General features: G+C 67.0%; 8 protein-coding genes. 5 read left to right on the top strand and 3 right to left on the bottom strand.

Features of this window, described 5'->3' with window-relative positions:
* Positions 1–26: 26 nt before the first annotated feature.
* The 3 genes from pelA to AC1RRV_RS12865 form a co-directional block, all read right to left on the bottom strand.
* On the bottom strand, positions 27–1,268 hold the full coding sequence (gene pelA, locus AC1RRV_RS12875; protein WP_492860037.1) for a pectate lyase: 1,242 nt from the start codon (positions 1,266–1,268) through the stop codon (positions 27–29).
* Positions 1,268–4,498 carry a glycosyl hydrolase gene (locus tag AC1RRV_RS12870; protein ID WP_492860036.1) on the bottom strand — a complete coding sequence of 1,077 codons (3,231 nt, stop codon included), beginning with the start codon at positions 4,496–4,498 and terminating at the stop codon, positions 1,268–1,270. Before AC1RRV_RS12870 ends, pelA begins: the two co-directional genes overlap by 1 nt.
* Positions 4,499–4,767: 269 nt before the next feature.
* Positions 4,768–5,022 carry a GntR family transcriptional regulator gene (locus tag AC1RRV_RS12865; RefSeq protein WP_492860035.1) on the bottom strand — a complete coding sequence of 85 codons (255 nt, stop codon included), beginning with the start codon at positions 5,020–5,022 and terminating at the stop codon, positions 4,768–4,770.
* A 465-nt stretch (positions 5,023–5,487) separates the two neighbouring features.
* Between AC1RRV_RS12865 and AC1RRV_RS12860 the strand changes: the two genes are divergently transcribed.
* From AC1RRV_RS12860 to AC1RRV_RS12840, 5 genes are all read left to right on the top strand, one after another.
* Positions 5,488–8,703, top strand: a complete 3,216-nt coding sequence (locus AC1RRV_RS12860) for a TonB-dependent receptor (protein ID WP_492860034.1) — start codon at positions 5,488–5,490, stop codon at positions 8,701–8,703.
* A gap of 84 nt (positions 8,704–8,787) precedes the next feature.
* Positions 8,788–10,131, top strand: a complete 1,344-nt coding sequence (locus AC1RRV_RS12855; RefSeq protein WP_492860033.1) for a DUF1593 domain-containing protein — start codon at positions 8,788–8,790, stop codon at positions 10,129–10,131.
* A 387-nt stretch (positions 10,132–10,518) separates the two neighbouring features.
* The gene (fsa, locus tag AC1RRV_RS12850; protein WP_492860032.1) at positions 10,519–11,172 is read left to right on the top strand and encodes a fructose-6-phosphate aldolase; all 654 of its coding nucleotides are present in this window, start codon (positions 10,519–10,521) and stop codon (positions 11,170–11,172) included.
* Between the two features lie 6 nt (positions 11,173–11,178).
* The gene (gene tpiA / locus AC1RRV_RS12845) at positions 11,179–11,928 is read left to right on the top strand and encodes a triose-phosphate isomerase (protein ID WP_492860031.1); all 750 of its coding nucleotides are present in this window, start codon (positions 11,179–11,181) and stop codon (positions 11,926–11,928) included.
* A 197-nt stretch (positions 11,929–12,125) separates the two neighbouring features.
* Positions 12,126–15,611: a TonB-dependent receptor gene (locus AC1RRV_RS12840; protein ID WP_492860030.1), complete on the top strand. Its 3,486-nt coding sequence runs from the start codon at positions 12,126–12,128 to the stop codon at positions 15,609–15,611.
* The last annotated feature ends 68 nt before the right edge of the window (positions 15,612–15,679 follow it).

The raw sequence follows: 15,679 nt of genomic DNA, 5'->3' as shown, positions 1-15,679 counted from the left end.
GCCCAAGCCTCCGTCCCTCTGGCGCCCTAGGGCCGTTTCCAGGGCCACTGCGCATAGGCGGCCAGGACCTTGCCGCCGGCGGTCGTGAACCAGCTATAGCCGTTGCGGCGCTCCAGGCTGATCTCGCTGATGTCGTCGTGGAGCGTGCGGTCGCGATCGCCGAAGATCGGCCGGTTCGTGGCGGCGTCGTAGTAGCGCGACCACAGCGGCGGCGCGCCAGGCTTGTCGACCAGCAGGCGGCCCTTCGCCGGGTCGACGGCGGTCCAGGCCTTGTCCTTGATCGCCGTCGCCTCGATCCAGCGCACGCCGCCCTCGACCGCCGATCGGACCTCCGGGGACGGCGCCTTCAGCTTCATCAGATAGAGCAGGATCTCGGTGCTCTCGGCGCCGGACAACGCGCCCGGCTCGTAGTTGCGCGCGCCGGTGGGCTTGAGGGTCAGGGCGTCATATTGCTGGGCCCACGCCGTGCGGACGCCGCCGCTTGAGGCCTGGGCCGCCAGGAGGCAGCTCAAGGCCCGATCGTAGGCGGCTCTGGCGCGAGCGCGCTCGGCGGGGGCGACGAAGGCGAATGCGCCGTCCGCCACGTCGCTGAGCAGCACCACCGCGGCCAGCATCGCGCCGTCGTTCAGTGTAACGGCGTCATGGTATCCGCCCTGCAGCGGCCAGATCTGCGGCCAGCCGCCGTTGGGATATTGCGCCGCCAGCAGGTAGGCCAAACCCTTGGCGAAACTGGCGCGGTAGGCCGCGTCGGCCTCCCCTCCACCAGCCGCGATGACCCGCGCCAGAAAACGCATCTCGGTGATGGTCGCGCCGTTGTCGAGCGTGCCGACGAAGCTTGGCTCCGGCGTCACCGCCTGCCCCTTCAGGCGTACGGCGCCCGACCGCGACATGTTCTTGCCCCAGCCGCCGGAGGGAGTCTGGAACGAGACGATCACATCGGCGATGTGGCGGGCCTCATGGCCCGCGTACCAGGCGGCGTCGCGACCCAGCGGCATGGTCTTGGCCCCGTCGCCGTGCGGCGGCGCCTCGGGCGCGGGGCCCGCGCCGCGCTCGGCCGCGATGGCGTCCAGGTCGACGCGGTGGGCGGCCTGCGAGCGGGCGAGGTACTCGGTCCAGGCCTGCCGCTGGTTCGCCGGAACCACCGCCAGACGGTCCGCCGTCAAGGGCTCGGCCGGCACGACGGTCCCGACGACTTCGGCCGCCGCCGGGATCGCCCCGACCGAGAGGATCAAACCGCAAGCGATGGCGCGGCCAAGGATGGTTTTCATTACTGGTCTTTCGTAGCGGCTTGAGTAACCGGCGCGGGGACGACGAGGCGCTCGATCCGGACGGGTCCAATGAGACCGGAAGGCGACAACGGCGAGGTCGGCTCGAAGGGCTGGATCGGCGCGAAGGTGCGTTTGGTCGCGCCGGGCTGAAGGTCGCCGATCATACGGTTCGCCCAGAAATTGACGATCCGGATTTCCAGCTTGTTCTCGCCCGCGCGCAAGGCGTCCGTGACATCAAGTTGGAACGGCGGCTTCCACAAACTCCCGAAGGTCTTTCCATTGAGGGTGACCGTAGCGAATTCGCGGACCTCGCCAAGATCCAGGCGCACGCGCGAACCCGATGTCAGCCAAGCCTTGGGAATGCGCAAGGTTTGTTCGTAGGTCGCCGCCCCCGAATAGTAGCGGATTTCGGGATCGGCGTGCGTCGACCAGGAGACGAGCTTGGGGAACGCGACCGGTTCGACCGGTCCCCAGCCCGGGGTGAACCGCACGCCCCAGGGGCCATCGAGCGCCTTGGACTGCGCCACCGCCGTCGCTGTATTGACGGCCTGTCGCGTGTCGGGCTCGCCGCGGAACACGACGAAGACCGCCTCGCCCGCTCCCAGCGACAGCGCGACCTCCGTGCGGCCATCGCGCAGCTGGAACGGCGCGCGCTCATGCGCCCCGGTGTCGGCGCGCCAGAACTGAGCGTTCTTGCCGGAAACCCGGAAACTCAGCGTCGCGGCCAGCGCCTCCTCGGTTGGATTGGCCACGAAGAAGATTTCACCATCGTCCAGCACGCGGCGCGTCCAAACAAGGCCGGCTGGCGCACCGGTGACCGCGGGCCGCACGCCAGCCTTGGAAAGCGCCTCGGCCACGCCGCCGGTCGCAACGCGCGCGGGCCAAAGGCGGGCCGCTAGCGCCGGCCAGGCGGCGTCTGCGTCTCGGCCGCCGCTCAAGGTCGGCGAACCGACGGGCGGCTCGCCGATTACGACCGCGCCGGCGCTGGTCAGGGCGTCGATCGCCCGCAACGCCTTCACGCTCAAGGCGTCGACCCAGGCGGGGATCACGAGCGCCGCATAGGACGCCCCCGACGGGGTCACGATCCGCCCGTCCTTGGCGCTCAAACGGGTCAGCAGCGACTCGCCGTCGACATAGTCGAAGTCGAACCCTTGGGGCAGCTTGGGTCGGCCGCCTTCGACCAGCGGCAGGCTCGCGGCCGCGCCCTCGCCGTAGAAGTAGGCGATGTCCGCGCCGGGCCGGCCTTGCCGCAGCATCCAGGCGCTACGCGCCAGATAGTCGGTCCAGGCCCTCATCTCGCCTTCGGCCCAGGTCTCGTTCCGGCTCAGATGCTGGCCGTACTGGCGCAGGGTGATACCCGGCTTCCTGTCGACGAAGGGCTGATGGGCGGACGTGTGCAGGACGAACTGGTTGACGCCCTCGGCCAGGTAGCGATCGACGATCGGCTTGTGCTGCCAAGGTCCGGTGCGCCACGGATCCTCGCCCATGGTCGTCAGGGCCTCGGCCGCCACCAGGGGCTTGCCGTAAAGGTGGGCGGCCGAGGCGGCCTCGCGAATGTCGGCGACGTGGGCGCCAGGCGGGGCCTTGCCGGACGGATAGACCCAGAACTCGCCCATCGGCATGTCCGCGCGACCCTTGGCCTGAAGGCCGTCGGCCGTGGTCGGCAGGTCCACGCCGGGCGCTTCGGCGGCGTAGCTCATGCCCTCGCCGTGCAGGATGCGGGCGATTTCCGCGAAATGTCGCTCGGTGAGCAGATCGGCGATGGTGCGCCTGAAGTCCCACAGGAACCGCTCGCTGCGCGCGCGGTCGCCGACGACGCGTCCGGTCAGGACCGGCATCCAGGGCGTGGGATCGTAGCCTCGCAGGGCCTCGAAGGCCTGGGCCATGTCATCGGTCCAGTTCGCCTGACCCGCTTCCCAGCTGTCGGTGACGACCGTCGTCAGCCCAGCCTTGCCGTAGAGCTCGCCCAGGTCAGCCTTGAGCGGCTCCAGGAGCCCGCGCATATGGGCCTGGACATGGCGCGCATTCAGTTTGTCGACCTCGAGCCCCAAGCTTTCGGCGGACGCGGGCGTGTCGCGTCGTCCGGTCAAGGACCAACCGAAACGAACGACCCGCCAACGTCCGGGAGGCGGCGTCCAGTCGAGCCGGCCGTCCGGCCGAAGGCGATCGGAGATGTCGAGCACCTCAGTCGGCTCGGGTCCGGCGCGCTCGGACGTCGCCGGCGCGGTCCGATAGTCGACCAGGACGCCCCAGCCCGCCTTGTCCTCGAACCGATCGACCATTGGGGCGTCGCGCACTGACAGCTCGTTGATCGCGGAGGGCTTGGCGTGGTCCGAAAGCCTCAAGCGAAAAACCTTCGCTCGGGTCTTGGGAAACGCATAGGTCCTCACCGGCAAGCCTTGCCGCGCCTCGCCGGGAAGCACCGCCAAGGTTCGATAGGTCGTCCCATCGTCGCTCGCCTCGACGACGCCGTCCGGCATCGCGCCCTCAACCCCTACGGTGATGGCCTCCGCAGCCACGGCCGTCGGGTACTGGACCTCCACCCAGCCGCCCGGCGGCAGGGACGCGGCGGTCGCGCGGCCAGAAAACGATCCATCGGCCAGCTTGCCGAGCTCAACCGTTCCGGCCGAGGCCCGAGCGCTTGACGGCGAGGCGCCGGGCTCAGGCTCACGCCAAGCGACGACCTTGCCCTGCCCTTGCAGGCGCGGCTCGGCGAAGCGGGCCTGGATCGGCAGGTCCTGGAACGGCCCGCTGTTGGCGGGCGGGGCGACCAGCTGGATCGGCCCATCGCCCGAGACCACGGTCTCGCTCCAGACGAGCTTCTTCATGGCCTGCTCGGGTTTCACCCAGGGCCCGCCTGTCTCGCTCCAGCCACCGCCCGCCTGCATGCCAAGGCTCAAGCCCAGCCGGTCAGCTTCGCTGGCGGCCACCTTGACCGCGGCGCGCCATTCCGGCGTGCCATAACCGATGCGGCGTTCGACATATTGGGGAATGGGCGGCGAACCAAAGCCGATGTCGAACAGGATCGGACCGCCGATTCCGGCGCGCTTCATCCAGGCCAGGTCGAGGCGGATGCCCTCCTCGCTGACATTGCCGTTGATCCACTGCCAGAAGACCTGTGGCCGCGCCGCGGCGGGCGGATCCTGAAAGCCCGCGAGCATGGCGTCCGGCTCGGCGGCGGGAGGGCTCGCGAGCGCCAGGCACAGCAGGCTTGGTAGAATCCATCCCATCAACATCATCCTCCCGGGGAGCGTCTTTGGACGCGATCAAGCCTGGCGATACCAGCGTGAACGCGATCCACGGCGATCGTCATGATTTTCCGCGGCGGGTCACGCACCGATATCGCGGACGGCCGCATCCGCGACCGATTGGCGGCGATGGGGTAAGGACCATCGCCGCCGTCGACATGGTCGATGCCGGAGCCGGCCGATACGCCGCCAGCGCCGGTGGCCTCTACGGGAGGAGAAGCCACTCCACCTGATATACTGATCATACCAGTTTAGCAAGTCGCGGTTGTCACCGGATCTTGCTTGCCGCCCGGCTCGACACGGTCGGTCGGAGCCGACGCACCGACCCGGGCGCGCTCGCCGTACCGCAGCTCGATCCAGCCCTCAGCGGCGAGGCTGTCGAACGCCTGGCGAAGCGTCAGGCGCCCCACGCCAAATCGCGCCATCAAGGTGCGATCGGCTTCCAAAAGCTGCCCGGCCTGAAGACAGCGCGCCGTGATATCGGCCTTGAGCGCGGCGACGATCACGGCGAAGGTTCTGCCCGCGCGACGCGCCGTCGACGGACGGTGGTGCTTGACGTTTAGCATGCGGCTTCCAGCGCTCTTCTCGGCGAGCGACGACGCAAACCGTCGCTCATCCTTCCCGCGCCCCATCATGAGTCGCGCAGATCAACGCCCAGTCGCGCCTCCAAGGCTTGAGCTTGAGCGTCTGAATTTGGATTGATCATTATACCAGTAATGGCGCTTTACAAGCCGCACGGTTCCACCTGGGTTGGATTGACAGCATACTGGTATGATGACATGCCTTTTATGCCTTCGACCTTGCCTTGGCGTGAACCGAACGATTCCCGCGCGGTTTGAGGGCGCCGCGCCAGGTCGGCTCGGCGCGGCGGCGTCGACCGCCGACAGCACGACAAAACAGCGCGCCCAAGCGCGGGGAGGAATTCAATGTCTAGGCTTCAAGGCGCGCGCGCGCGCCGATCCGCGCAGTTGATGCAAGGCGCCGCTTGGCTCGCGATTTCGGTGGCGATGGCGGGTCCGGCCTTCGCGCAAGGTCCGCAAACCACCGCGCCATCCACCGATCAGGTCGAGGAGATCGTCGTCACCGGCTACCGGGCGGCGCTTCGCACGGCCATCGAGTCCAAGCGCACGTCGACCGAGATGATCGACCAGATCAACGCCGAGGACATCGCCGACTTCCCTGACTCGAACCTGGCGGAGGCCATCCAGCGCCTGCCGGGCGTCTCGATCGATCGCGACAACGGCGAGGGTCGCCAGATCGCGATCCGGGGCCTGGGCGGCGACTTCACCACCACCCGTGTCAACGGCATGGACGCCCTGTCCACCGCCGGCGGCTTCAGCGGCAACGGCGACCAGGTCAGCCGCACCCGCAGCTTCGACTTCAACACCTTCGCCTCCGAACTCTTCTCGAGCCTGAAGGTCACCAAGTCCTCGTCGGCCTCGATCGACGAGGGCTCGCTGGGCGCCACGGTCGACCTGTCCACCGGACGTCCGCTCGACTACGGCAAACGCCGCCTGGCCATGTCGCTGGAGGGCGCGGCCTACGATCAGGGCAAGAAGGTCAGCCCCCGGATCGCCGTGCTGGCCTCCGACACGTTCCGCGACGGGACGCTGGGGTTCTCGGCCTCGGTCGCCTACAGCAAGCGCGATTCCACGCTCGACATGTACGACCGCAACATCGGGGCTCAGGACGTCCTCTACCGCGGCATGCAGCTGACCGGCGTAACGCCGAACGCCTATGGCTTCGCCCTGCCCTCGAACTTCACCGGCTCCAACGCCGCCTCAAGCTGCCTGGGCTTCCCGGGCCGCGTTGGTTGCGGATCCGACCCCGCCGCCTACGCCGCACTCTATGACCCGGATGGTGATGGCGTCTTCGACCCGACGGCGATCATCCCGGGCTTGCCGACGCTCAGCCACCAGGATCTCAACTACACGCGGTTGGGCACGACCTTCACCGCCCAGTGGAAGCCGACCGACCGCACCTCGGTCACGGCCGACTACCTCTATTCGCAGTACAAGCAGAACACGGTGCTCTACCAGCTGACCGCGCTCGGCTTGAACCGCAACAACTACAACAACATCGCCGCGACCGCGCCGGCGACCCTGACCCTGGCGCAGCGTCAGACGCTCTATGCGCGCTGCACGCCCTCGGCGACGCAGGACTGCGGCGGAGCCAGCCTGATCCCGGGGACCAACAACAGCCGCAACCCGTTCAACCTGGACCCGATCGACTACTACAACTGGACCGGCTCGCCCGGCTACGTGGCCAACGCCAACGGCATCGCCGGATGGGAACAGCTGGTCGGCCGCCCGAACATGCAGCTGCGCAACGCCCACGTTCGCCGCGCGGGCGGCCAGAACTACGCCGACTACCTGGTGCTCGATAATGTCGATTGGCGCAGCATCGCCGACGGCAGCTACAACGAGACCTACTTCCGGCAGGCCTCGGTCAAGGTCGAGCACAAGTTCTCCGACCGGCTCCGGATGCAGGCCCTCTACGGCGAAACCCTGTCGTCGTTCAAAGGCAAGGGCTACCAGCTGGACATCAATGCGATGGACCAGGACGGCTTCATCTTCGACGAACGCGGCGATACGCCGATGCCCCAGTTCACCGTCGGCTTCGACGCGGCCAATCCGGTCAACTGGGACACGGTCAAGGGCTACTCGACCGTCCGGATCTTCAACCGCAACATCGAAAACCGCTTCAAGACCATGAAGCTGGATTTCGACTTCGAGCTCACCGACGGCCTGACCCTCAAATGGGGCGTTTCACGCCGCAAGTTCGTCAACAACTACGTCCAGTTCCAACGCAGCGGCGCGACCGACGGCCTGAACCCGACGGTCAAGGAAACCCAGGGCCTTACCGTCTCGTCGCTGGGCCGGGTCGTCACGTTCGGCCAGGGTCTGAATCTGCCGGCCGGGACCACCACGAGCTGGTTCGCGCCCACCCACCAAGCGTTCATCAACGCCTGGGGCATCGACTGCAACTGCATCAACAAGTGGGGCGACTGGCGCACCATCAGCGCCGGCGGCAACAGGACCGACGTCTCGGAGACCGACACCGGCTATTACGCCGAGGTCGATTTCAAGGGCGAGATCGGCGATCACCGCTTCTTCGGCAATTTCGGCGCGCGCTACGCGACCACCAAGGTCGTTGCGGCCGGTAACCTCGGCACGACCTATCGCGCTGCGACCAACAAGTATGACGACATCCTGCCGTCCCTGAACTTCGCCTACGAAATCACGCCTGAACTGATGCTGCGCCTGGCCGCCTCGAAGGTGATGGCCCGCCCGACCCTGGGCAATCTCACCCCGGGCGGAACGGTCGCCACCAACTGCACGGCCGGGACCAACGGCCTGTGCACCACCGAGCCGGCGATCTCGATCGGCAACCCCTATCTGGATCCGTTCCGCTCGGACAATCTCGACCTGTCGCTGGAATGGTACTTCGCCAAGGACGGCCTGCTGTCGCTGGCGGTGTTCAAGAAGAGCATCGAGTCCTTCCCGCAGACGGTCCGTTCGTCCGGCGCGCTGAACACGGCCCTGCAGGGAGACACGCTGCAGGCGCTGGTTTCGTCGATCACCGATCCGGCCTTGCAAGCGCACGTGACCGCGGGCGGAACCTGGGCCATCACCCAGCAGCGCAACTCGCCCGGCGGCTACATCGAAGGCTTCGAAGCCTCGTTCCAGACCGCGCTGTCGTTCCTGCCGGCGCCGTTCGACAAGTTCGGGATCCAGGCCAACTACACCCACCTGCGCTCGGAGCTGCAGTACATCCTGGACGTCACGTCCGGGAAGACGGGCAAGGGCCCCTATCTCAACGCCTCGCCCGACGCCTTCAACGCCACGCTCTACTACGAGACCGACCGCTGGCAGGCGCGCGTCTCTGGCGTCTATCGCGCCGAGTACAAGGACCGCTTCCCCCTGCTGTCCAACTCGTGCTCGATCACCTTGGGTCCGGTCGCCTGCCCGCAGCCGCAGTTGCCGTGGTTCCGGGCGGTCACCGACAGCCTGCGGGTCGACGCCTCGTTCCGCTACAACATCAATGATCGCTTCAGCGTCACGCTCGAGGGCCAGAACCTGACCAACGAGACGACGGATCGCTGGGCCTATGAAGAGGTCAAGCTGGCGCAACAGCACCAGAGCGTGGGCCGCATCTTCTCGATGGGCTTGCGCTTCACCTACTAGGCCAGCTCCTGGCTTACCGCTCTCGGGGCCGGCGACTTGTTCGCCGGCCCTTTCTTATGAAAGCTTGTCTCGCAAAGGACGCCCATGCGCCGACCGTCGCCCCCTTCCCCATCGCCCTTCAGCGCCGCCGGACTCGTGCGCCGCGAAGCGATCCTGGGCGCGCTGGCGGGCCTCGGCGCCGTGGCCCTGGCGGATAGCGCGCGGGCGGCGCGACTCAAGTCCGCGCCCCGGGTGATCGTCTCCTCCGATATCGGCGGCAGCGATCCCGACGACTTCCAATCGATGGTCCACCTGTTGCTCTATGGCGACCGCGTGGCGCTTGAAGGCCTGATCTCCTCGCCCTGGGGCGCCGGCCGAGCGCGCGACATCCACACGGTGATCGACGCCTATGCCCGGGACTTCGCGAACCTGAAGACCTGGTCGGCCCGATATCCGACGCCGGACGCCCTGCGCGCCATCGTCAAACAGGGCGAGACGGAGACCGCGCCCTATGCCGGCGTGCGATCCGCCACCCAGGGCTCGGAGTGGATCATCGCTCGTGCGCGCGCCGAGGATCCGCGACCTCTGCACCTGCTGGTATGGGGCGGCATCGAAGACCTCGCCCAGGCACTCCACGACGCCCCGGACATCACGCCCAAGCTCAGGGTCTTCTTCATCGGCGGCCCCAACAAGAAGTGGTCCGTCGACGCCTATCAGTACGTCGTCGACCATCATCCAACGCTCTGGCTGATCGAGTCGAACGACACCTATCGCGGCTGGTTCACGGGCGGAGATCAGTCGGGCGAGTGGGGCAACACCGCCTTCGTGGCGCGCCACGTGGCCGGCCATGGCGCGCTGGGAAATTTCTTCGCGACCAACCTGTCCGGCGCGATCAAGATGGGCGACACGCCGTCGCTCGGGTGGGTGCTGAATGGGCGCACTTCGGATCCGACCGCGCCGGGCTGGGGCGGCCGTTACACGCGCGCCTGGACCAGAAGGGCGTTCACCTTCGAGCGGTTGACGCGCGCCGACGATCAGATGGAGCAATTTGGCGTCCTGCAGCTCAACCTGCCGGCCTCGAGCGCGGGTCCGGCCACCGCCGACGCCAGGATGAGGATCGAGAACCAGCTGCTTAAGGGCTCCGTCGATGCCCGCGGCGTCCTGCGGTTCCGGTTCAGCCCCAAGGACGCCAAGACCTATAGCTATGCGATCGAGGGCGGCGGACCCGGCTTCGACGGCCAGACGGGCCAGATCACCTCGGTGCGTCCTGCCGCCGACGCCGACCGTCGCCCCTCGCCGGCCTGGCCGAATTGGTGGACGGACGTTCCGGCCCTGGAGGTCGCCGAAGGGCCGTTCCTCGGCGCGAAGACCGTCAGCCAGTGGCGTCGCGCGTTCCTCACGGACTTCGCCGCGCGCATGGATCGCTGCCAGGCCCCGGCCGCCAGCTGACGCCAGCCCGCGCCAAGGCTTCGAATTCCTTCGACAGGTCGAGGGCGCTCGTTCTCCAGCCAGACGGAGGAGCGAAATCCGAAGCCAAATCTAAAAAATCGATACTATTCGAAAGTTCCCGGTTGTTTGCCCACCCTCCGGCGATTAGGGTTCGGCCGAATTCCGAGTTCACCGTCGCTGCGTGTCTGGAGCGCGGAGTGGACCGGCAAGCGCTTGTCGCGTGTGACCGGGGGACGACATGGGAACATCGAAACACCAGCTTCCGAGCGATCCGCCCGAAGCGGACAGGCGGGCCGAGCGTCGCGCCCGCCGGCGCTGACGCGCGCTTCAACCCATTCCGAACCCGAAGGGCCATCGTTGTCGCCCACCAGCATACGAGACTGAACGATGCGGATCTTCCTCGACAGCACCGACACAACGATCATCGCCAACCTAGCCGCGACCGGATTGGTCGACGGCGTCACCACCAACCCCAGCCTGATCGCCAAGTCCGGCCGCCCCATGCTGGAGGTGATCGCCGAGATCTGCGCGCTGGTTCCCGGACCGATCAGCGCCGAGGTCGCGGCGACCGACGCCAAGACGATGATCGCCGAGGGCCGAAAGCTTGCGGCGATCGCGCCCAACGTCGTCGTGAAGGTGCCCCTCACCCGCGAGGGCCTGATCGCGACCACGGCGCTCGCCGACGACGACATCCGCACGAACGTCACGCTGTGTTTTTCGGTGACCCAGGCCCTGCTGGCCGCCAACGCCGGCGCCACCTACGTCTCTCCGTTCATTGGCCGGCTCGACGACTACGGGTTCGACGGCATGGATCTGATCCGCGACATTCGCACGGTCTATGGCAATTACGGCCTGGAGACCGCCATCCTCGCCGCGTCGGTGCGCAACGTCGCCCACGCCCGGGAAGCCGCCCTCGTCGGCGCCGACTGCATGACCATCCCGCCGGCAGTGTTCGGCGACATGTTCAAGCACCCGCTTACGGACAAGGGGCTTGAGCAGTTCATGGCCGACTGGGCCAAGACCGGCCAATCCATCCTGTAATCCGTCATGACGGCCGAGCGCTGGGTGATCGGCAATTGGAAGATGAATCAGGCGAGCGATCTCGCCGCCTATGCCCAAGCCTTGGATGCGGCCAACCTTGATCGCGCCGGCTGCGCGGTCGGCGTCTGCCCGCCAGCGGTATTGCTCTCGAGCGCGACGCAGGCCTTCGCGGCGGCGAACGTCCAGCTGGGCGCGCAGGACTGTCATTGGGACGATCGCGGCGCGTTTACCGGCGATGTCTCCGCCCCGCTTCTAAAAGCCGCTGGGGCGCGGTTCGTCATTGTCGGTCATTCGGAGCGGCGCGCCCACCACGCCGAAGACGACGCGCTGGTTTCGCGCAAGGTCGAAGCGGCCCAGCGCAGCGGCCTGATCGCGCTGCTTTGTGTCGGCGAGTCCCTGGAGGTTCGCCGGCAGGGCCGGGCTCAGGCCCATACCCGCGCTCAGCTGCTGGCCAGCCTCCCGGCGGCCGTCGATCCGACACGCCTGCTCGTCGCCTACGAACCGGTGTGGGCGATCGGCAGCGGCCTGTCCGCGGACGTGGACGATATCCGCGCCATGCACGCTGACCTTGACGAGGCCCTTCGCGCCCGGTTCGACGCGCGCGTCCCGGTTCTCTATGGCGGGTCCGTCACCCCCGCCAACGCCGAAGCGATCGTGGCCCAGCCGAACGTGGCCGGCTGCCTCGTCGGCGGAGCCTCCCTCGACGCCGACGCCTTTCTGAAGATCATCCAGGGCCTCGCGCGGGCCGGGCAGTAGTGCGCGATGCCCCGAATCGAACCGATCCGCACCGCGACATTCCGCGAATATCGTCACAAATCGAAAATAAACGCAGAATTTCGCAGCTCTTCCGATTGAATTTCGAAAACTTTCGTCACACTATCCCCCGCAACGGCAGCCTCCCCGCCCCGCTGAGCCTGGGTCGAGATCGAGAGGCGCGAAGAGGGGGAAACCAGATGAAGGCCAAGTTCCAACACCGGTCCGTGCTTCTGGGAGGCGTTTCGGCCTTCGGCGTCTTGCTCGGCGCCAACGCCGCCATGGCGCAGCAAGCGCCCGCCGCCGCGGCGGACGAACAGGTGTCCGAAGTGGTCGTCACCGGCTTTCGCGGTTCGCTGCAACGCGCGCTGAACGAAAAGCGCGTCTCCAACAGCATGGTCGATGTCATCAAGGCCGAGGAGGTCGGGAAATTCCCCGAGTCGAACCTCGCCGAGGCCCTGCAGCGCCTGCCTGGCATCTCGATCGAGCGCGAAAACGGCGAAGGTCGCACGATCACCGTCCGCGGCCTGGGCGGCGACTTCGTGCGCACGCGCCTGAACGGCATCGAGACCGTGGCCTCGTCGGGCAACAACGAAGGCCAGACGACGATCAACCGCACGCGCGGTTTCGACTACAATGTTTTCGCTTCGGACCTCTTCAGCTCGCTGAAGGTGCGCAAGTCGTCAGAAGCTTCGGTCGACGAAGGCTCGCTCGGTGCGACGGTGGACATCGACACCGGTCGTCCGCTCGAACTGGGCAAGCGCCTGGTTCTGTCGGTGCAGGACAACTTCTACGCCAACGACAAGAAGCATAACCCGCGCTTCGCGGCGATGGTGTCCAATCGCTGGTTCGACAACCGCCTGGGCGTCCTCCTCTCGGGCGCCTACCAGAAGCGCGACACGGGGCTGAGCTTCTTCGACCGCAATCCGGGTCAGTTCGAGGTGCTCTATCGTGGGTCGGACCTGGCCGGCCCGGTTCGCAACGGCACGGGCAGCGCGGTGGCGCCGACCTGCATCACCAGCGGTGCGCCGCTGGTCAACGCGACCAACAACCGCTCGCCGCTGAACTGCTTCTGGGGCTTCGCGGCGCCGACGCAGACCTCGACCAGCCCCGCCGCGTCCGGGATCGGCCGCACCGCGTTCGGCATCGACGCCAACTCGCTGATGTTCGGCTCCGATCCGACCGCCTGGGCGGCGCTGGAGAAGAACCCGGCCACCACCATCCCGGCCCTGACCAGCCTGCAGCAGCAGGAGCTGAACCAGGAGCGGATCGGCCTGACGACCACGATCGAATGGGCGCCGACCGATCGCACCCGCGTGCGCCTCGATGGTCTGTGGGCTCAGTTCAAGGTCGACAACCAGTCGCACATCCTGGGCTCGTTCGGCCTGAACCGTCAGTTCGACAACGCTCGCGCCGAAATCGGCCTGACCAACGCCACGACCGGCCTGCGCCCCTATTCAGCGGCGAACAACAACTACTTCGCCGACCGTCGGGCCGTGTACGGAAACTCGTGCACGACAGCCGCCACGCTCGACTGCACTGGCACCTTGGGCAATGCGACGCGCCCCGTGTTCTCCACGACCCAGTATTGGAACGGCGCCGCCTACGTCACCGTCCCCACGGTCCTGAACAACAACACCTGGTCGACCAACCCCTACAACCTCGACACCTACGACTACTACAACAACCCCGGCTCGGTCGGTTACAGCGCCGCCGCCGCCGCCACCGATCCGCGCGGCATCCTCATGTACGACCGCCTGGTGGGCAAACCGCACACCACGATCCAGGACGTTCACCTGAACGAGGCCGGTCAGGTCGACTACATGAAGCTCAACCGCGTCGACTGGATGAGCAACGACGCCTATTCGCGCAACAACAGCATCTTCAACCAGATCGACCTGGCGATCGATCACCAGTTCACCGACAAGCTGAGCGCCAGCCTCCTGTACGGCAAATCCTACTCGCACCTGCGCATCGATGGCGGCCGGGTCGATCTCTACACCCTCGACAAGGACGGCTTCGTCTATGACGAGCGGGGCGGCGGCGACATGCCCGTCTTCAACCCCAACTTCAACGCCGCCGACGTCGGCCAGTGGGGCGACATCGTCAAGGGCTATGCCGGCATCACCCGCTATGTGCGCGCGCTCAACAACCGCTATGAGACCTTCGGCGGCGACCTGCGCTACGAATGGAACGATCACCTGACGATCTCGCTCGGGGCCAGCCAGCGCAAGTATGGCTTCGAGACCTTCTCCTCGACCGTCGGCCGCAGCGTCATTCCGACCATCGCCGAGCTCAACAAGTACGGCCGCGAGCAGAACAAGTCCGAGTACGCCAACCTGACCCTCGCCCAGATGGGCAGCGTCGTCGACTTCGGCGCCGGCCTGAAGCTGCCCGCCGGAACGCCCACGGCCTGGTTCTCGCCCGATCGCGACACCTTCGCCCGCCTGCTGAACTACGAGTGCAACTGCGTGAACGAGTTCGCCGATTGGCGGCTGGTCACCACGCTGGGCGATGGCCTGAGGGTTCAGGAAAAGGATACCGGCGGCTACCTCCAGGGCGACTTCGAGGTCGACGTCTTCGGGCGACGCCTGCGCGGCAATGCCGGCGTCCGGGTGGTCAAGACCGAGGTCGCCAGCGTCGCCTCGGGCACCAGCGGCGTGTTCAACGGCACGGTGATGAAGGGCGCCAACAGCTACACAGACACCCTGCCGTCGCTGAACCTCGTCTATGAGCTTACCGACAACCTGATGGTTCGCTTCGCGGCGGCCAAGGCCATGGCCCGCCCGTCGCTGGGCAACCTGTCGCCGGGCGTGACGGCGATTTCCCTCCCCACCGCTCTCGACAGCGGGGCCAACACGCCGCGCGTGACCCTGGGCAACCCCAAGCTCGAACCCTTCCGCTCGGACAACTTCGACCTCAATGTGGAATGGTATCCCCAGCCCGGAGCCCTGCTCTCGGTCGCCTTCTTCAAGAAGAAGCTGGGGTCGTATCCGCGCCAGCAGGCGTTCACCGCCAAGCTCAACGAGTTCCTGCCGCCGGAACTCTACGCCACCCTGCGCTCGGGCCTGGTCCTGACGCCGGAGCAGGCCGCCTATGTCGACGGCGAGAACGTCTGGACGGTGACCTCCTACGTCGACAGCCCTGGCGGCGTCGTCAACGGCGTCGAGATCCAGTACCAGCAGGCCTTCACCTTCCTGCCCGCGCCCTGGAAGGACTTTGGCTTCATCGCCAACGCCACCCACATTTCCTCGGAGCTGAACTACCTGACCCAGTCGGGCAAATGGGCCAAGGCGCCCTGGCCCTTCGCCTCGCCCAACGCCATCAACCTGACCCTCTACTACGAAAAGGGCCCGTTCGAAGGTCGGGTGTCCTACAGCTGGCGCGAGCGCTTCGCCTCGGTGTTCCCGGGTTCCATCGGCGTCTGCCCGCCCGGCCTGCTCAGCGATCCGGCCACGGGCGGGGTCTGCACCAACCCGTTCAACGACTTTGGCGGCGTGGAGGCCACATCCTACGTCGACGCCAAGGTGTCCTACAAGTTCTCCAAGAAGCTCCGCGCGGACCTCGCGGTCCAGAACCTCCTCAATGAGCCGGAGTCGCAGTGGAACTACGAGCCCAGCGTGGTTCGCAAGTACTCGGCCGGCGCGGGCCGGATCATCACGGCCGGGCTCCGCTACACCTTCTAGATCCCCCCTCCTCTCCTGCAGGCCGCGACGCTCCCCCGCGTCGCGGCCCCTTTTTTAGCCTATGGTCG

The organism is Caulobacter sp. GW821-FHT11E10 (assembly GCF_058808375.1).
The sequence above is the reverse complement of the archived record's forward strand: the minus strand, read 5'-3'. Positions and strand labels throughout refer to the sequence as shown.